The 18,282-nt window shown below is 44.8% G+C and carries 23 protein-coding genes; 12 read left to right on the plus strand and 11 right to left on the minus strand.

What is annotated here, in order from left to right; all coding sequences use genetic code 11:
* Positions 1-211: 211 nt before the first annotated feature.
* On the plus strand, positions 212-1,294 hold the full coding sequence (locus ACE1CM_RS15755; protein WP_374878453.1) for a formylglycine-generating enzyme family protein: 1,083 nt from the start codon (positions 212-214) through the stop codon (positions 1,292-1,294).
* Between the two features lie 268 nt (positions 1,295-1,562).
* Complete coding sequence (locus ACE1CM_RS15760; RefSeq protein ID WP_374878454.1) at positions 1,563-1,769, plus strand: hypothetical protein; 207 nt, start codon at positions 1,563-1,565, stop codon at positions 1,767-1,769.
* 116 nt (positions 1,770-1,885) lie between these two features.
* On the opposite strand, the gene ACE1CM_RS15765 is transcribed toward ACE1CM_RS15760, so the two are convergent.
* The 3 genes from ACE1CM_RS15765 to ACE1CM_RS15775 form a co-directional block, all read right to left on the minus strand.
* Positions 1,886-2,116, minus strand: a complete 231-nt coding sequence (locus ACE1CM_RS15765) for a hypothetical protein (protein WP_374878455.1) — start codon at positions 2,114-2,116, stop codon at positions 1,886-1,888.
* A 56-nt stretch (positions 2,117-2,172) separates the two neighbouring features.
* Complete coding sequence (gene bchB / locus ACE1CM_RS15770) at positions 2,173-3,699, minus strand: ferredoxin:protochlorophyllide reductase (ATP-dependent) subunit B (RefSeq protein WP_374878456.1); 1,527 nt, start codon at positions 3,697-3,699, stop codon at positions 2,173-2,175.
* A gap of 208 nt (positions 3,700-3,907) precedes the next feature.
* A complete protein-coding gene (locus ACE1CM_RS15775) occupies positions 3,908-4,129 on the minus strand; it encodes a hypothetical protein (RefSeq protein WP_374878457.1) in 222 nt (73 codons plus the stop codon).
* A 114-nt stretch (positions 4,130-4,243) separates the two neighbouring features.
* Between ACE1CM_RS15775 and ACE1CM_RS15780 the strand changes: the two genes are divergently transcribed.
* From ACE1CM_RS15780 to ACE1CM_RS15805, 6 genes are all read left to right on the plus strand, one after another.
* Positions 4,244-4,450, plus strand: coding sequence for a ribbon-helix-helix protein, CopG family (locus ACE1CM_RS15780; RefSeq protein ID WP_374878458.1), 207 nt, complete (start codon positions 4,244-4,246; stop codon positions 4,448-4,450).
* Positions 4,451-4,470: 20 nt separating this feature from the next.
* On the plus strand, positions 4,471-4,614 hold the full coding sequence (locus ACE1CM_RS15785; RefSeq protein ID WP_374878459.1) for a hypothetical protein: 144 nt from the start codon (positions 4,471-4,473) through the stop codon (positions 4,612-4,614).
* Positions 4,615-4,627: 13 nt separating this feature from the next.
* Positions 4,628-5,092: a DUF29 domain-containing protein gene (locus ACE1CM_RS15790; protein WP_374878460.1), complete on the plus strand. Its 465-nt coding sequence runs from the start codon at positions 4,628-4,630 to the stop codon at positions 5,090-5,092.
* Between the two features lie 215 nt (positions 5,093-5,307).
* Positions 5,308-5,616 (plus strand): hypothetical protein, encoded by a 309-nt coding sequence (locus tag ACE1CM_RS15795; protein ID WP_374878461.1) that lies wholly within the window; start codon positions 5,308-5,310, stop codon positions 5,614-5,616.
* Between the two features lie 86 nt (positions 5,617-5,702).
* Positions 5,703-6,989, plus strand: coding sequence for a glycosyltransferase (locus ACE1CM_RS15800; RefSeq protein WP_374878462.1), 1,287 nt, complete (start codon positions 5,703-5,705; stop codon positions 6,987-6,989).
* 75 nt (positions 6,990-7,064) lie between these two features.
* Positions 7,065-7,334 (plus strand): hypothetical protein, encoded by a 270-nt coding sequence (locus tag ACE1CM_RS15805; protein WP_374878463.1) that lies wholly within the window; start codon positions 7,065-7,067, stop codon positions 7,332-7,334.
* Between the two features lie 146 nt (positions 7,335-7,480).
* Here ACE1CM_RS15805 and ACE1CM_RS15810 read toward each other — a convergent pair whose 3' ends face one another.
* The 3 genes from ACE1CM_RS15810 to ACE1CM_RS15820 form a co-directional block, all read right to left on the minus strand.
* Positions 7,481-7,666, minus strand: a complete 186-nt coding sequence (locus ACE1CM_RS15810; protein ID WP_374878464.1) for a DUF4278 domain-containing protein — start codon at positions 7,664-7,666, stop codon at positions 7,481-7,483.
* A 346-nt stretch (positions 7,667-8,012) separates the two neighbouring features.
* Positions 8,013-8,747 (minus strand): ribonuclease PH, encoded by a 735-nt coding sequence (gene rph / locus ACE1CM_RS15815; protein WP_374878465.1) that lies wholly within the window; start codon positions 8,745-8,747, stop codon positions 8,013-8,015.
* Between the two features lie 89 nt (positions 8,748-8,836).
* Positions 8,837-9,451 carry an adenylate kinase gene (locus tag ACE1CM_RS15820; protein ID WP_374878466.1) on the minus strand — a complete coding sequence of 205 codons (615 nt, stop codon included), beginning with the start codon at positions 9,449-9,451 and terminating at the stop codon, positions 8,837-8,839.
* Positions 9,452-9,596: 145 nt separating this feature from the next.
* On the opposite strand from ACE1CM_RS15820, the gene ACE1CM_RS15825 reads away from it, so the two are divergent.
* Positions 9,597-10,133, plus strand: coding sequence for a P-loop NTPase family protein (locus ACE1CM_RS15825; RefSeq protein WP_374878467.1), 537 nt, complete (start codon positions 9,597-9,599; stop codon positions 10,131-10,133).
* Between the two features lie 248 nt (positions 10,134-10,381).
* Here the strand turns inward: ACE1CM_RS15825 and ACE1CM_RS15830 are convergent, their stop codons facing one another.
* A complete protein-coding gene (locus tag ACE1CM_RS15830) occupies positions 10,382-10,954 on the minus strand; it encodes a cytidine/deoxycytidylate deaminase family protein (protein ID WP_374878468.1) in 573 nt (190 codons plus the stop codon).
* A 2-nt stretch (positions 10,955-10,956) separates the two neighbouring features.
* Entirely contained in the window at positions 10,957-12,450 is a 1,494-nt protein-coding gene (locus ACE1CM_RS15835) for a thymidylate synthase (protein WP_374878469.1), read from the minus strand.
* Between the two features lie 254 nt (positions 12,451-12,704).
* Here ACE1CM_RS15835 and ACE1CM_RS15840 point away from each other — a divergent pair, with 254 nt between their 5' ends.
* The 3 genes from ACE1CM_RS15840 (at position 12,705) to ACE1CM_RS15850 (ending at position 16,112) form a co-directional block, all read left to right on the plus strand.
* Positions 12,705-14,015, plus strand: coding sequence for a hypothetical protein (locus tag ACE1CM_RS15840; protein WP_374878470.1), 1,311 nt, complete (start codon positions 12,705-12,707; stop codon positions 14,013-14,015).
* Between the two features lie 183 nt (positions 14,016-14,198).
* Entirely contained in the window at positions 14,199-15,464 is a 1,266-nt protein-coding gene (locus ACE1CM_RS15845) for a hypothetical protein (RefSeq protein WP_374878471.1), read from the plus strand.
* 132 nt (positions 15,465-15,596) lie between these two features.
* Complete coding sequence (locus ACE1CM_RS15850; RefSeq protein WP_374878472.1) at positions 15,597-16,112, plus strand: GNAT family N-acetyltransferase; 516 nt, start codon at positions 15,597-15,599, stop codon at positions 16,110-16,112.
* On the opposite strand, the gene ACE1CM_RS15855 is transcribed toward ACE1CM_RS15850, so the two are convergent.
* The 3 genes from ACE1CM_RS15855 to fdhD all read right to left on the minus strand — a co-directional run.
* Positions 16,105-16,746: a Uma2 family endonuclease gene (locus ACE1CM_RS15855; protein ID WP_374878473.1), complete on the minus strand. Its 642-nt coding sequence runs from the start codon at positions 16,744-16,746 to the stop codon at positions 16,105-16,107. The genes ACE1CM_RS15850 and ACE1CM_RS15855 overlap by 8 nt on opposite strands.
* Before the next feature lie 226 nt (positions 16,747-16,972).
* On the minus strand, positions 16,973-17,299 hold the full coding sequence (locus ACE1CM_RS15860; protein WP_374878474.1) for a hypothetical protein: 327 nt from the start codon (positions 17,297-17,299) through the stop codon (positions 16,973-16,975).
* A 252-nt stretch (positions 17,300-17,551) separates the two neighbouring features.
* Positions 17,552-18,282, minus strand: a 731-nt coding sequence (gene fdhD / locus ACE1CM_RS15865) for a formate dehydrogenase accessory sulfurtransferase FdhD (RefSeq protein ID WP_374878475.1), incomplete at its 5' end; no start/stop codon positions are given.

Below are 18,282 nucleotides of genomic sequence, written 5' to 3' on the forward strand. Positions count from 1 at the left end.
GAACTTACGCAAATAAACCAGGTTTCTATAAAAAATCGTCGCGCCAGGAAGTAGGGGCACGGCAAGGATAAAATTTGTACAAAAAATTTCGCCCGCCGTGCCCCTACCCAGAAACCTTGTTGTTAGAATTATCCCATCCTGCGTAAGTTTTGATGGCGAAACTCTGCAACATCAAGTAGCTGGATTGTTTTAGATCTAAGGAAATAACGTAATGGCTGAAAATGACAATCAACCTAGAGAATACGATGCTGTGCTTGGCGGTCAATCTGAAATCCCATTGGGCGCGGCTGTTTTAGGCGGTATTCTTGGCGTTAAAACTCGCTTAGCTTCTCCGATTGTCGAAGTCCGAATCGCTGCATTAAAGGATGCACTCAAATATGGTGAAGCAGGTTTAGATTTGATTCTTGAGGCGTGGCACAATGAATCAATAATGGAGGTGAAATGGGCTGCCTTTTCGCTGCTGCAAGATAGATATGAGCCAAAAGTAAAACAGAATTTAGATAAGTTTTTTCCTAGCTTTAATTTTGATGTCATAACAGTAAATGCTAAAGGCGAAGAAATCAGCCGCCGCCCTCACTCGGCTAGGTTCTTTACCGAAGACTTAGGGGATGGAGTTGTGCTGGAAATGGTATCGATTCCGGGGGGAACATTTCAAATGGGTGGAACCGTAGACAATTGGGAACAACCTGTACATCAAGTAACCGTCAAACCGTTCTTTATGGGCAAATATCCCATTACTCAAGAACAATGGCAAGCGGTGAAGGGAAATAACCTTTCCTATTTTAAAGGTGGGAAACGACCTGTAGAAAATGTATCCCAGCAAAATGCCATCAAATTCTGTGCCAAGTTGTCGCAGAAAACGGGGAAAAATTACCGCTTACCCAGCGAAGCAGAATGGGAATATGCTTGTCGTGCGGGTACAACAACGCCTTTCCACTTTGGCGAGACTATTACCCCCGATTTAGTCAATTACAAAGGAAACTACCCCTACGCTTCGGCGCCAAAAGGACTTTACCGTCAACAAACAACTCCGGTGGGGAGTTTTCCGCCAAACGCTTTTGGGTTATACGATATGCACGGGAATGTTTGGGAATGGTGCAGCGATCGCTGGCACGATAACTATAACGGCGCACCTACTGACGGAAGTGCTTGGGAAACTGGTCGATCTAAAGAGCGAGTGCAGCGCGGTGGTTCGTGGAACGACTATGCGGTCGGTTGCCGCAGTGCCGTCCGCTACTGGGGCGCGCTGGGCGGTAGGGACTGGCTTGTCGGATTTCGGGTTGCGGTTTCTTAGTTTCCGGGAACTTTGTTTCTGGCTTCTTAGTTTCCGCCATTTTGCTTTCCGGCTTTTTGGTTTCGGCTTGCGAGGACTCTTCTTCTCTTTAGCGCTTTAGCCCTTTAGCCCTTTACTCTTTTTCTTTTTCTCTCTCTTCCGCCGAAGGCGGAGCGAAATTTTTTTTCAGAAACCCGGTTTTTTGGAAAAATCTGCTTTCTAGGATTTACAAACAACCGTTTTTCTGAGAAATTAAAAGAGTATCCATATTCGAGTTAGGGCAGAAAATTTGCGTCGAGGTAAACGCAGATTGCGGCGGATGGAGGTAGAATACGAGCAGGGTAAAATTGAATTGTCACAAGTTACGCAGTCTTTGCAAAGTTGGGTTGCCCATTTGAATCACGGCGATACTTGGAAATTGCGGCAACAGATATTTGCTGGTACAAGAAAGTTGGTTTTTTATAGTAAATTTGCTTGTATTACTTCGTTTGTATAGAACGACTGAAGTCGCACCTAAACAAACTAAGACCGCCTACGCGGTCTATGAAATATGTAGACAAACTACAGCGGTTGATCTGTAAGCAGCCCAAAAACAAGGAAGCGTTGCAGACCTCATAACTGATCGTAATCTAACAACTTTGCCTTTCCTTCAGCAATTTCTTGCTTGGCGCGTTTTGCAGCATTAATAAGTTGCTGTTGCGTTTTCTGGAAAGAGTCATCCCATTTCAACTCATCTTGCAAATCTAAAATATACTCCTGTAAGTGTTCTGCTACTCGGTCTTGCAAAGATTCGGGCAAAGACTCCATGATGGCTACTACGGTTGCGATCGCATTCGATGACATACCTACAATCCTCCTCTAACAAATAGGGTGGGCAACACCCACCCTACTATTATGACCTATGCGCCGACAGCTTCCTTGGCGGCGTACATCACTTCAACGGTGATTTGCGAGATATTGCGATCGCGCGCAAATTTCTCGGTATTTCGCTTCACTTTACCGCGCACAAATCCAGGAATCTTATTCAATTCTGCTTGCGCGTCTTTTGTCCAATTCAAATCGGAATCGGCAGAAATTCCCTTGTGAATCACTTCCTTAGTATCGTGACCGCCAAATATTTCTAACAGGTGATCTTCCATTCCCAAGGTAAAGGAATTGTAGACCAAATCTGCTATTTGATTTGTGCCTTCATACCCCATAAATGGCTTGTATCCAATCGGGAAGTTCTGGATGTGAATCGGGGCTGCAATCACGCCGCAAGGTATATCTAAACGCTTACCAACGTGGCGTTCCATTTGCGTGCCGAAAATAGCAGCAGGTTCCAAACGGGCGATCATATCCCCAATCGCACCGTTATCATCGCTAATCAGAATTTCATCGCAATATTCTGCGACTTGTTCGCGGAACCAATCGGCGTCGTATTTGCAGTATGTTCCGGCACAAACTACTTTAATTCCCATTTCCCGTGCCAAAATTTTGGTCATGGCGGCGGCGTGGGTATTGTCGCCAAATACGACTGCTTTTTTACCCGTCAAATTCTGACAGTCAATCGAACGAGAAAACCAAGCCGCTTGGGATACATATAAGGTTTGCTCGTTGATGAATTCTTCGTAATTAACATCCGCACCTTGGGCGTTAATTACCTGCTGAATTTTGCGGATGCAACGGGCAGTTTCTACTACACCCATTGGCGCAATATCCACATAAGGCATCCCGAATTCTTGCTCTAAATACTTGGCGGTCATTAAACCAAGTTCGCGATAGGGAACTAAGTTAAACCAAGCTTTCGGTAGCGTTTTCAAGTTATGAACCGATGCGCCTTCGGGAATTACTTGATTGACTTCTATGCCCAAATCTGCCATTAACCGCTTTAATTCGGTGCAGTCGTGTTGGTTGTGGAAGCCAAGGGTAGAAATTCCGATAATATTTACAGAAGGTTTTTCAGTTTTACCTTCGGGTAGATCGTTTTTCTTGCGGGCTTTTTCGATGTAGAATTGCACGATTTGTTGTAGAGTGCGATCGCCTGCTTGCAGTTCGTTCACCCGGTAGTGGTTCACATCCGCTAGCATTACGTCGCCTTTGGCTTCCAATTGGGCGCGTTCTACAAAGTTTTGTAAATCTTCTTGCAAAATGCTCGATGTGCATGTAGGAGTTAGCACGATCAAATCGGGACGTTCTTCTTTGTCCTTGCGGGTGATGTTGTCTACCACCTTTTCTTGCGAACCCCGCGCCAACACGTTGCGGTCAACTACACTCGCGGTTACTGGGGTGAAGTTCCGCTCCCGCTCTAACATCGATCGCATGACGTTAAAGTAATCATCGCCTAATGGCGCGTGCATGATGGCGTGGACGTTCTTAAACGAACTGGCAATCCGGAGAGTGCCAATGTGGGCGGGACCTGCGTACATCCAGTAAGCCAATTTCATAAAACGTTCTCCCTAGTTCGATCTGAGTCAGCCCGACGGTGAAGGGTGGGCGCGAGCATTTTTAATGACGTTTCTGATTGTCGCTAAAGATCCTGTCCCGTAAAGTTAAGACTTTTTACGGCACTTTGCCTTTTGTACCTAATTAATCTCAATTCACTCGTTACCAGGCTCAGCCTGGGAACGAGATTCTAGAGGGCTGCTGCCTCGCCTATGTGGTTGCAATTTGGCTATAGCTCTCTTCAGGGTCAAAAATGACGTAAAACGTACCTTTTGGAATCTTTAGCCCCAAAAATCTTGCCATATCGTCGGCATCGGCGCGATTACGAGTCCTTCCGCTCGCTTTTGGTTTGCGTGCGGGAAATACAGCCACGATCGCATAAGGCTGCCGACTGGTCAAACAGTCTGAAACTGAAGTTGTAGACTGGCTCATGACAAAAATGTGTATCTACACTTTTTATTATATACACATTTTGACAAATGTATATACACAAACCATGACATAGAGTACCTTGAGGTTGTGTAATGAACGAGACAAATCCAGGTCATGAGCAGACCCAAGGCAGATCGAGAAGAATACGGCGAGAAGAAAGAACGAGTGAACATCACCATAACTCCGACTGCTCAGAGGCTGCTCGATCAGAAAGGAGAAGCGTTGGGTGTAAGTCGCAGCGAACTAATCGAACGATTCGCACGGGGATTAGTCAGTGCAAATCCAGAGGGGACAATGTTGGGGGAATTTTGCGCCAATTGATTGGGAAGGCGGATAATCAGTTGGCGAGAATAAGCTCGCGCATCAATCAACTAGAAACCGAACGCCAAAACCTTGAGCGAGAATGGGAAGAAGCGAGGCTGGAAAAAGAACAGCTACAAGCTTTGTTAGAGAACCTGCAACAATCCATGCAAGAGAACCCGTAGAGGAAAAATAACCATGCCAAGCAAAGAAGAATGGGAATGGTTAGCCTTTAACTCCCATTACCAAACAGCCACAGCCGTGCAGCAACTTTTAAGAGAGGGAAAGTCTATGGAAGCAAGTGAAGGTTTAGATGCGCTAATCGAAGCGATGGGAAGATCGGAAAGACACGCACTAAAAAGTCAGTTGGTGCGATTAATGGCTCATATTATTAAGTGGAAGTGTCAGCCGGAAAAACGGTCATCTAGCTGGGCTGTCACTATTAACTCTGCCCGGATGGAGATTGAAGACCTCCAGGAAGACATGCCTAGTTTGAATCGCACTTATATTGAATCAGTTTGGGATAAATGTTTTAAATCTGCAATGAAAGAAGCCGTATTAGAAATGGGTAAAAAATGTCAACTAGCTTCGCTGAGTTGGGCCGAAGTATTTGAGGAACGATATAGCTTACTGGAAGATGATGAAGATATTGACGAGGATTGAGTAAAAGCTTTCGTAGGGTGCCGTACTCTGCTGGCTAACGCACCCACCCCCATAAAGAGTTTTCAATTTTATTTATGCATAAAAATACCTATTTAACCAACCGCTCCGGTCGCAGATAACGCCAAGAGAAGAAAAAACAAGAGGTCGGTAATCTTAGAGCAGCAAAAGAGTAAAATAGAAACAGTACCTAGTCTAGCTAAATTTAGCTTACACCGATGTTTAGCTTCTTGTTAGAAAGCTCACCCACTCCGATTTACCAGCGAATTACCACAGGATATCGTCAGGCTTTAGAGCGACAAAATCATTCTGTTGTTTATATTGAGTCGAGCCGATTCAGTGGTTTTGATGAGGCTTTAAACTATTTCCGCAATGCGATTGCGTCTCAAGAAATAGATGATTTTATAGTGTTTGATAATTTGACAATATCTACATTTTATCTTTCAGAAATAGATGGCTTTTTATTTAATTTATTTAGCAATAAAATTATTTTTATTCACCCCGATAATCTGTGGAGTAGTCTGTAGATGCGCGTCTTTTAGCAGCTTGGCGGAAAGTTGGCGATCGCAGCTTTCATTTTTGTCTGGAATCCGCCAATTTTTTAGACCTGCGAATGTTAGGATTTGAGCGAGTTTATCCCATTTTGCACGGTTCTGAATTCAAAAAAATCGCGACTCCAGATAGCTATACGTATGATGTGTCATTTGTCGGACACGTTTTACCAAATCTCCAACCCATTTTTGAAGAATACCAACATCTGAGCTGCTCTCACTGCGTCGCTGCTGATTTTTGGTCGCGGATCGTAGCGTTAGATAAAAAGATAAATCCATCAGCGATCGCTTATGCAAGCCAACCGGATCTTACCATCGATAATGCAGAATTTCTTGCGCGGAAATCAACTTATTACTACCTGATTAACCTTTTATCTCCCTGTTTTCGCGGAGAGTTAATCAAACGCTTGGATAGCAATTTCAATCTGGCGATCGTTGGGGGAGATCCGGGTTACCTCAGCGGCTTATCTTCCGAACGTAAAATAGAATCTGAAACGATTACATACTATCCGCCAGTTGTGGAATACACCAGCACTCAAAACCTCTATGCCAATTGCAAAATTAATCTGAATATTACGTCAATCCAGTTTGACGATGCGGTAGTTAACCGAGTAATTGATGTTGCATCTGTGGGTGGGTTTATTTTAACCGATTGGAAACCAGATTTGTGTAAACTGACCTCTGTCAGCGAACAGATTTCTTACCGCAGTATTGAGGAACTTAATCGCAAAATTATCTATTACCTCACCCATGAGCAAGAAAGACTTGCGATCGCAGCCCAATTGCATCAAGATATTAGGGAAAAATGTTCTTATGATAACATTATTGCAGCTCTGATAAATAGAATCAGTTACATGTCAAGCGATCGCTCAGAAATTGTCAAAGTAGATTTAGGCTGCGGCATCCATAAACCAGAGGGTTTTATCGGGGTTGATGTGTCGTTTAACCCTGGAGTTGATATAGTTGCCGATCTCAATCAAACCTTTCCCTTTCCCGATAATAGCGTTGATTTTGTCCGAGCGCACGATGCGATCGAGCATTTGAGCGATCGCATCCATACGATGAATGAGATCTGGCGAATTTGTCAGCCTAATGCCGAGATTGATATCCGAGTTTCTTCTACCGATGGACGGGGTGCTTTTCAAGATCCAACCCACATTAGTTTCTGGAATATTAATTCTTTTCAATATTACTGCATCGAATTCCCCGCCTATTTGGAACTCTGCCAAAGTTATGGTTTTAAGGGAGCCTTTAGGAAGATCCGCTTATACGATGAGGAAGAAAGTCCCGATAAAGTTATCCATACCAGAGCCATTTTGGCAGCATATAAACCTGAAAATTTATTATAAATCGTTCGTCAAGAATTCAAGTTAAGAGAAATCAATCTAATTATTTTTCCAGATTGGAGTCAGTCAGAAGACGTATTGTATGCAGAATTAATCGAAGTGATTCGCGCGATCGCACTCCATCCCGAAAACCAACAGATCGCACTCTTGGTCGATCAAAGCAACTTCCCTCCTGATTCTGAAACAAGTGTGGATTGGATTTTTTACGACCTAGCATTTAATCTGTTTCTGAAAGAAGGAATTGATATTGCCAATGAAGAAATTCAAATTTCATTAATTGAAAACCTCGCGGTATTAGTCCAGCAAATTTCCTACCGCATATCATTACCTCACCTCACGAAAATCTAAAAAGTGCAAATATTATAAACTGTATATCCATAAGCGATTTGTATCTGTTTAAGAATTATCAATAGACCTCTTGTAAGGTATAATCAAAAAACCCCGCAACTTTTCCGGGGTAAAGATACCTGCTTTTTGCTGCAATAAACGGCTGTTTAGTACAGTCCAATATAGTTATTACCCCGATAGGTTAATTTCAGAATTGATTGGGGGAGGTGTTCTCTAGGATGGGATGCAATTCTTATAGGCAAGCCGCGATATTTGCCGAAAGTTTCCCTTTCAGTTACTTCGATAAAAGTAGGAGTTAATTCGTAGTTGACCCCGCGATAAGAAAGTTTCATAGTGGTTGTTCCACGTTTGGCTTACATATTCAATATTGCTAGTTTTCTTTAATTACAAAAGCGATCGAAATACTGAAAATATGTGATATTTGCACCAAAAACCAGCGATTTGATTCAACCTGTGGATGCGATCGCAGTCACTGGCTAACAGGATTTAAATCACCGAGCGGGCTAAGTTATGAATTTTTATAACTAAAAGTTAAGCAACCTAAAATCCAGGTCGGGGGATATTTTCTAGTGTAGGGGCGTAGTCAGTTAGTTAAGTATCTGAGAAATCTGGCTGTTGAGGAGGAAGTACTCCTCCTATTATTGTAAAACTTTGTTGCTCAAACTTCTAGAGAACCGTTCAAGTGTTAGAACTGCTTAGAGCTTGACGCTGAGCTGCTAGCAATTCCTGAATGCCTTGTTCTGCTAAATCCAAAATTCCATTCATCTGGGTGCGAGTGAAGCTGCCTTCTTCGGCGGTCGCTTGAACTTCAATAATACCGAGATTTTCGTTCATCACGATGTTGAAATCGACCGAGGCGGCGACATCTTCGGGGTAGTTTAAATCTAAAAATGGCTCACCCTGCAATAGTCCTACCGAGACGGCGGCGACTTGGTGAATTAGAGGCGATTGCTCTAATTTGCCCTCTTTTACCAATTTTTCCATTGCCTCGGCAAGCGCCACATACCCGCCGGTAATTGCCATCGTGCGAGTACCCGCATCTGCCTGCAAAACATCTGCATCGACAAGGATCGTGCATTCCCCCAGCGCCTGAAAATCTATACAAGATCGCAAGCTGCGTCCGATCAATCGCTGAATTTCCTGGGTGCGTCCCGATAACTGCAACAATTCTCGTGCTTGGCGGGGATGAGTAGCGGTTGGCAGCATTCGGTACTCGGCGGTTAGCCAACCTTTTCCCGTCCCTACCAAAAACTTGGGAACTCCCTCTTGCAAGGTAACGGTACAAAGGACTTGGGTATCGCCGCAACAAGTTAAAACAGAACCGGCGGCAAAACGGGTAAACCCGCGTTCAAACCGGATCGGACGCAGTTGGTTGGGTTGTCTGCCATCAGGACGCTGCCACAGATTAGTCATTGGTAATGGGTAATTGGTAATTGGTGATTGTTTTTTAGTACGAGCGATTACCGATTAACCTTTACCATAAAACGAGACATGATGAATGATTAATGACTCTTTGTTTCATTAAGTTTTTGTAGGATATCTTGCTCGACTCGATCTGGAGATTGGTTGCCGTTGATGGTTATCAGTCGCTGGCGATATTCGTAGTATTCCAAAATGGGGATAGTGCGCTGTTTGAATAGTTCGATGCGACGGGAGACGATTTCTGGTTGGTCGTCAGAACGCGATCGCTGTAACGATCGACTGATCAACACTGGTTCTGGCACATCCAACCAAATTGCCCAGTCTAGGTGCTGTTGTAAATCTTCCAACAGAAAATCTAACTCTTCCGCTTGGAAGGCAGTACGGGGGTAGCCATCGAGTACCCAACCGTTGGTCACATCCGGCAATAGCAATCGCTGGCGCATGAATTCTATCATGATTTCGTCGGGTACTAATTCGCCCTTCTCCACATAGGGTTGCGCTTGACAACCGAGAGGCGTCCCCGCAGCGATCGCCGTTCGCAATATATCTCCCGTGGCAATGCAAGGGACATTCAGGTGGGTTGATAGCTGCCTTGCCTGGGTTCCCTTGCCTGCACCTGCACCTCCCAAAATCACCAGTCTCACCACAGCTACTCCCAAGGATAGTGGAATCGAGAATCGACTTAAGCTTACCATCAAATTCTAGAAAGCTATCCCGGACAGACAGATCGGGCAGCTATTGACTTCAGCATATATGTGGTGTTCTACTAGGGAGGCGTCGGTAAAAATACGCTAGATATCGTTAGACCAACTCGATTGGCTTATAATCCCTGATTGACCTATGGTAGCCCAGTTAGAAACCTCGACTCTTAGTTCAGAGCATCGCTTTCCCCATACCGTTGAAGGACTCTTACAAGTATTTACCTCTTCCCACCGCAGCTTCTTTACCAACGTAATGGCGCAAGCACTTGTAATTGCGAGTCAAGGCACCCCGGTGTTAGTGGTTCAGTTTCTCAAAGGGGGAATTCGTCAAGGTCAAGATCGTCCGGTTAAACTGGTGCAGCAGTTAGATTGGATTCGCTGCGACTTGCCTCGCTGCATCGACACGCCGCAGTTGGATGAAACGGAAATGCGATCGCTACAGCAATTGTGGCAGTATACCCAGCAAGTGGTGTTTGAAGGCAAATATTCCCTTGTTGTTCTAGATGAATTAAGTTTGGCGATTAACCTCGGCTTAATTCCAGAAGATGAAGTGCTGGCATTTCTAGAAAAGCGCCCTCCTCACGTAGATGTTATTTTAACCGGGCCAGAAATGCCCAAAGCGATTGTGGATTTAGCCGATCAAATTACAGAAATTCGCCCCAGTCATTGCCCCTGATCGGCAAGCAGGTGGGCAGGTGGGCAGGTGGGCAGGGGAGAAATGTCCGGTTCTTCACCCATAGTTAGGAATGACGCGGTGACACGGTGACGCGGTGACGGGTCGATATTTTTATTCAGGGTAATTAGGCGGAGATCGTATTACCCAAAGTTTCTATATGTAGAGTGCGTGAGCGTGAGCGTCGCGCCCCATCACACCATATGTAGGGTGCGTGAGCGATAGCGTCGCGCACCATTGTCCAGGGGCAATTAACTCGATTTGATATCAGTTGGTAATAAAATTGCTGCGGCTTCGGATCTGGCGACAGAGGTAGGATTTAATAAGAATAAAGCGGCTCTTTTTGCAATTTCTTCAGATAGTTGAATTTGTTTGAGGGTTACTAAACCTTCATTCACAAAGGAATCTCTTACAATTGCGTTATTGCCACTATTAAAAGCGGTTTCGTAAAAAACTTCGCGAATTCCCGCGGAAATGATTAATTTTAAGCAAGAAAGACATGGTTCTAGGGTGACGTAAATACTTGCACCTTCGGTTGAAATTCCGTGTTTGGCAGCTTGCGCGATCGCATTCGCCTCCGCATGAACTGCACGGGAAGGCATCACCTTACTAGCATCGCAGCTACTTAATCCAGGATAGCAGAAACCTTGAGCAGTACAATGAGCCGAACCAGATGGGGAACCGTTGTAACCAGTTGCCACAACCTGCTTATTTTTCACAATTACAGCACCCACTGGAAAAGCAAGGCAAGTGGAACGAGTTGCCGCCAGTTTTGCTAACATTAAAAAATATTCATCCCAAGTAGGTCTAGTAAATTCAGACATTTTTATCTATCCTGAATGTATTGTTTTCCCGTTCTAAGACTATCGGCTGCTTTCTGTAGTTCCATTCCTAAATATCCGCTGTGATCTGGGCGTATGGCGGGAGAAGCAGAGCATATTTCTCTGACTAACTTTAACGGATCTTTTCCAGAGTAACAAGCTACTATTTCTCCACTTCCGGGTGTTGTTTGGTTAACGACTATCTTGTTCTCTGCTATTTCAATTAAAAAGTTTCCGGCTGGATCGTAATAATTTTTTGCTTGACAAATGGCTGAATACTGTTGCTGAATTAGGCTATCTGCATTTTCCCAAGTATCATCGTAAATATGAGCAGATTGACTGATTGTAATCAGTGGCCCCATCTTCAAATTGTAATCGGAACGGGCTTGTATTTCATCTCGAATATGTTGCTGTAATGCTCGCAAACCCATTGCATTTGCTGGCCAAGCGGCAAACATATCGTTACTTCTAAGAGTCGCCGTTAAAGATAGTTCGTTTTCTACAACTCTGACCCAAATATGATTTAAACAAGGACTGCCGCCTTGTTCGTGGTCTTTCACATCCCAAAGAGACATGACTGCACTGGCGGCGTCGATTTCTCCGATTAATTTTTGGATGGTTTGTTGGATTTGGTCGCGTCCGAACCAGGAACGCAAGCGCTGCCCGTATGTATATTTTACCCCTTCTCGGTAGGGCGAGTCATCTAAGATTTGCGAGATATATTCTTCTAGGAAATTGCGGTCTATTGGCAAGTAATTCGGGTCGGGGAAATAAAACCCTTTTGGCTCATCGGTTACCACTGCCATCAGGTCGATTAACTCTTGCCATTGCCCGTCATAACCTGTGGGGCGAATTGTTCCGGTTGTCTTGATGCGATGAATAATTTTGACCCAAGTTTCGGCGATGGTTTTGCCTTCGATTCTGTGTCCGTAACGGGTTCCGGGGAGGACATTTGGAATGACTTCAGACAAGGGAAATTGTAACGGGTTTCCCCAAGGTTCGACGGTTGCTCGTTGGGCGTAAGATTTAACTAGACTGATGGCATCGGCAATCGATGTTGCTGACTGAACTTCGATAGATTGGCGTAATTTTTCTAAGGCAGAGGCGGGTATTTCAATATCGATGTATCCGGTAATTTTAGATTTGACGACCCAACAATCGCGTCCAGTATCGCTAACTCCACCGACAAATCCATTGCGGAAGAAGTCTAACAGACATTCGCTACCCCCGGCATTGCGGTCTTCTTTGGTGGCATTTAAAATAACTAAAAAGCGGACGTGAGGATTGGCTAATAAATTTCTGATCAGGAAGCTAATTCCTCTGGTGGGCGAGTATAGTTGCCCGATGACAGCATACTCGTGGGGGTGTAATTGTTTGGCGACAGCAGACTTAACACTCCACCCCGTCACTACTGCGGTTTGTCCCATGCCGCAAATCAGCTGGTTGGGTTTGTACTGGGGTTTATATTGGAATTGGGTTACTGGTTCGGTTGCAGTCATAGGGAAAAATAAATTTCAGACTGTAGGGGCAGGGGATTCTACAATTTTTTAAACAGAATCGCTATGGTAACACGAGGGCGAACCCAATCGGGAAATTTATACGATATCTTCCTCTCTCCGTTCTCCCTTGTCTCCCACTCACCGCGTCTTCTTTGTCAATCAAATTATTTCTGATGGGGATGTCACCAGGTCCCATAGTCTGACACAATAGGGCAACAAGGGGCGTTGAGCAAAAATCGGAGTTAGACTGAGTCATGAAAACGCCAAATCAACAGCAACAGTTCGATCAAACTGTAGCGCGGATACCAAAACCCAGGCGCGGCAAAAATTTGAACGGCTTTTTGGCTGGCGCGGCGACGATGCTGCTTTTGGGCACGGGGGGATTTTTACTTTATCAAGGAATGGATTTGGGACAAGCGAACCTGCGATTTAATCTTCGGTTGAACAGAAACCGTTCGACAGTAACTCCCTCCCCAGCAACCAATATTTCCCCATCCCCTACAAGTAGTTTACCGACGTCATCTAACCCATACGTCCAGTCCGCTTTAGTGAATAAGGCGCAAGTCGAATTACTTTCTGTCAAACGAATTCCAGAAATGCCGGACGAAGTGACTGTGGAATTTCGCGTCAACCGGGTTGCAGATAAAGTCGCAACGAGCGACATGATTAATATTGGCGCTACAACAGCGCGCAACCCCGTAACTAACGAAACATACAAATCCGTTGACCCCCAAAACCGTTCATCGGGACCGATTGCGTTATTCACCGTGCCTCAGGGGCAAACTTTGGATGGTTATGTGGTGTTAAAAGTACCGCGCGGTATCACTCTGATCGATGTTTTTTTGGAAAATACAGGCACGTTTAAAAATGTACTCGTTGCCGATGGGGAACCTGCTTTGCAATTGACTCCCCCTCTCGCGACGCCGACACCAACGGCGGGGGGAACTGCGCTGCCAACTCCAAAGGTAAATCCCTCTATTAGTCCGTTGGGTAAAGCGCCTGCGATTCAAGAAACAATTCCAATTCCCGGTACGACTACCCCTGTTTTTCCATCGCCTAAAACTACGACGATAGCGCCAGAAGGGGTAATTAAACCGCTTGATTCCTCGTCAGAAAAACCGGATAATAAAGCTGGGAAACGCGAGGATATTCGAGGACAAAATATCCCGGCGGGTAACTCAGCAAAGAATGCTTTCGGCAATAAAGCGCAGGTGCAGTTACTATCAGTTCAGCGGGTGGAAAATCCCCAATCTGGTAAGCGCGACTTGGTAACCGTGCAGATGCGGGTGAGTCGCCTCGCGGATAATGTGGTCAGGACTGATGTTATCAATATCCCGCAAATAAGTGCGCGCAATTCTGTCAGCAATACAATTTATCAATCGGTTCCCGTCGCTAGTTCTACTGGTTCTATTCGTCTCAATAGTATTCCAAAAGGGGAATCGGTGGATGCTTCTGTGGTGATAAAAGTGCCGGAAGGCGTGCAATTTGTCGATATTTCTGTGCCGGAAACAGGGACGTTTCAAGAGGTGCAAATTACTAGAGCTTCGCCGGTAGAGGGACCTTGAAATACATGATCTCGTGTCCGGTTGTATCGGTATTTCACCCTCACCCCCAACCGAGAGGCGATCGCCTTTTCGCAAGAAACCAGGTTTCTTTGATAGAAACCCGGTTTCTTTAACTAAAATGGAACTAATCATTGCCCAGGAAGTCTAATATTATTGATTCGGGCGTGTTGCGAGGAAAAAAATATGAAATTGAACCTGATTCAAACTGCAATAACCGTCACAGTTATCAGCGTGGGTTTTGTGCCAACAGCTTATAGTGAAAGAGTTTCCGAACCCTCGCAACTCGCCCAACAAGTCGCCCAACTTCGCCCCCAGGGACCGCGCGGGTTAGAAATATTTCTCAATACCCATCGCGATTCTCTGAATAACCCTTCACCAGAAATGCGCCAGGCGTTAGATGCACTTTGCCAGCAAAGGGATTGTTATGCTTCTAAACTTTATTGGTACACTGATTTGGCACAAGCTAAAACCGCAGCGAGTGCCACTGGTAAACCAATTCTCTCATTACGGTTATTGGGACGACTCGACCAAGATTTAAGTTGTGCAAATAGTCGCTTTTTCCGCGTCGCTTTGTATCCCAATGCAGAAATTGCTCAATTTTTGCGCGACCGCTACATCTTACACTGGGAATCTGTGCGTGAAGTGCCTAAAGTTACTGTGGATTTTGGCGACGGACGTAAGTTGGAACGCACCCTTACCGGGAACAGCATTCACTATATATTAGACAGTTCCGGTCGTCCAATTGATGCAATTCCGGGATTATACGGCCCAAAAGCTTTCTGGCGCCAGTTAAGTGAAGCCGAACAAGCAGTCAAAGAATATACTCAACGCCAAAGTTCTGCAAAGGAAAGCTTCCTGCGCGAATATCACCGTCAGCGTCTCGCCTCGATTCAACGCCAATGGGCGGTAGATTTAGCCAAATTGGGGATTCAAAATCCTCCCCGGTTGGTGGGAATGCCTATCGACAGTAACGAACCTCCTAGCGCTGCGATCGCGGGAACCATCGCGGTAGGTAAAATGCGGGTGGAAGGGCCAATGCTGTCTAATGTATCTCCTGCTACTAGAAATCAAGCTGCTCTACGAGAAATTACGGATGAAGCGACCTGGCAGCGAATTGCTCAATTGTACGCCAGCGATGGAAAGTTAGATCGAAACAGCATCGCTTTGATCGGTGCGAAACGTTTTCCTAACGGAAATGCTGAGAATTTGCAGCGGGTTGTGAGCAATTTTGAGGCAGCGATCGCATTAGATACGGTCAGAAATGAATATATGTTGCACAGTCAAATTCATCAATGGTTTATCGATGGGAATGAAACAATTAATAATGTGAATGCTTTGAATGAAAAAGTTTACGCCCAATTGTTTTTAACGCCTAATTCCGACCCTTGGTTGGGATTGATGAGTAGTGAAGGTTATAGTGCCATCGATAATGATGGAATTCGTAACTAATAAGGCTTTCAGAGGGCTAAAGATAGCGCGCCTGTTTCAATACCCGCCAGGAAATAAATTTCCACAGCTATAGCGCAAGTCCACTGAAGTGGACTGAATATTTTTATTTTTTTCCACTCCTCTTTCTTAGCTATGATGGTAATTGTACGAGAAGCTAATATCCGTGATGTTGGTGCGATCGCCAGAGTTCACGTAAACACTTGGCGCACCACTTATCGCGGCATTATCCCAGAAGATTACCTAGCTAATTTATCTTATGAAAGGCGAGAAAAAAGCTGGGTTCAAATTCTGAAAAATGGCGATTGGTTTATCTATGTTGCGATTGATGAATCGGGAGAAATTATCGGTTTTGCCTGTGGTGGGAAAAAGCGCACGGGTAATTCAATTTACCAGGGAGAATTGCAGAAAATTTACGTATTAGAAGCTTATCAAGGTAGGGGAATAGGACGCAGCTTGACTTTGGCAGTTGTAGAGAGACTGGCGATGATAGAGATTCATTCCATGCTGGTATGGGTTTTAACAGAGAATCCGGCGTGCAAGTTTTATGAAGCAATGGGTGGCGAGAAGGTGTATGAACAGCAAATTGAAATCGGGGGCGTTCAACTCGATGAAGTTGCTTATGGATGGAAAGATACGAGTATTATTTGAGCGTTGCTTCTAATTCTTCTAATGCTTGTAAACTTCCTACTTGCCACGCACGTTCTACAATAGTTGGGATGATTTGCGCGATCGCCATCTCCGGGAAATTTGGACTGGTATCGGATTCTACATACTTTCCATCTGCGAGCAAATAGATAGTAAATCTGCCGCTGTCGTAGACCCATAATTCTGGAACTCCAATAATTTCATACGCATCGAGGGTAGTTTTAGAAGTCACATCGGTTTCGATTGCTAAATCGGGTGGCGGATCGTTTGCTTGAAGTCGCCGACGACCAATCATGCCTTGATAATTTTGGAGATAAAAACAAGCATCGGGTTCCACTCCTGCTGCACCTTGCCGTTTAAAAGTAGTTGAACCAAAGGGTTGATATTTTCTGCCTGTTGCTTTCAGCAAGGTTTTGACAATATCTGAAATTAAGTCTCTAGGTAGTTCGTGTTCGGGTAAGGGAAGCATTATTTGTAAAGTCTCCTTGCTGTAGGCAACTCTTGTGGATCGATGTTCGCCCAATTCCTGTAAAATTTTCTCAAATTCCTGCCAGGTTACGTTTGTGATAGTTACTACGCTACCAGGATTTAGCTTAATTTGACTAACAGGTTTGGCAACTAGGGTGATAGTAGTCATAAGCAGAGTGGGGAGTAGGATCTAATACTAAGATAGCGCTTTAAAAAATAATGCGATCGCACTACATGGCGCGCGCGATCGCACTATGGTGGAATGATGCTAGCTTAGGGAACGCGATTAATCGTCAGGCGTCTGTTCCTACCATCAAATCGGTGTCTTCTTGTCGTCTCACAAATAGTAACAAGATCGCTGTCGGAAGATCTACGCATCCTGATAACAGCGCTGTCTAAATTCCAGTTATCTGCTGTTTGACCAAAGCTTTCTTGGGAGACATGTTCGATTTCACAGTTTCCACTTGATTCAGCGAAGTTAATTCAGGTATATCAGTCGTGCGTCGAGTTAGGGAATTGTTAGCAAGATTCTGTCTTCTTGTAATGTTGTTGCGTGCGATAAGTGGTCTGCCTCGCAGCTTTATATAAAAGTTGGCGTAGCTTCCTTCTCGTAAGTCGTCCCCTCCTGTCTGCAAAAGGATTTCTACAGGCACACTCAAAACTGGGGAAGCTAAGGCTGCTACACTACTCAATGTTAGTAATGCAACGATTAATTTTTTCATAGTCACTTCTGATGTCCTCCACGTGGGGGTTTAATAGTAAATGGATTTAGCTTTACCCACGTCTACGTAAAACATTCCGTGCATCCGGATAGCTTTTGTAAATTTTTCTAAATACTAATTTGCGATCGCACCTGTTTCAATACCCGCCAGGAAATAAATTTCCACAGCTATAGCGCAAGTCCACTTAAGTGGATTGAATCTTTTTGTTTTTTTTAGTCCTCTTTCAGAGGACTTTAGCTATTAGCCTGGGGTTTAAACCCCTGGCGGGTGAGTGATCGCACCCCCAATCCTCTCGACTCCCGCATACACATTAAACCGTTCCCCCCGCAAAAATCCAATTAAAGTTATGCCAAATTCTTGCGCTAAAGAGACTGCTAAACTACTGGGTGCTGACACCGCACAAACAATTGGGACGCCAGCAGCGAGGCATTTTTGCATAATTTCAAAACTCGACCTGCCGCTGACCATGACAATATGATTATTCAGCGGTAATTGGCTACTAAGTAACGCCCATCCGATTAGTTTATCTAACGCATTGTGACGCCCGACATCTTCTCGCACTGCTAATAATTCACCTTCAGAATTGAATAACGCGGCGGCGTGCAATCCACCCGTTACTGTAAAAATACCTTGCGCGGATCTCAGTTTTTCGGGGAGACTGTAAATTAGTTCTGGCGATACTTTGATTTGAGTTTGAATCGGTGGAAAACCTCGCTGCCGCAATGCTTCTAAACTCGTTTTTCCGCACACGCCACAGGCGCTGGTTGTATAAAAATGACGTTCTAAAGTTGCCAAATCCGGAAGTTCTAGGGCGGCGAGTTCTACGTTGACGATGTTATCGGCAAATTTTGCTTTGATAGACTGGGCGGGCGAGACACCCACCCCACCGCCCACCTCACCAGAAACAGATGGTGTTTCTGAGATGGACATCTTGCCTATCTCTCCCACCTCACCAGAAACAGATGGTGTTTCTGAGATGGACA

This window comes from Microseira sp. BLCC-F43 (assembly GCF_041929235.1).
GTDB lineage: Bacteria > Cyanobacteriota > Cyanobacteriia > Cyanobacteriales > Aerosakkonemataceae > Microseira.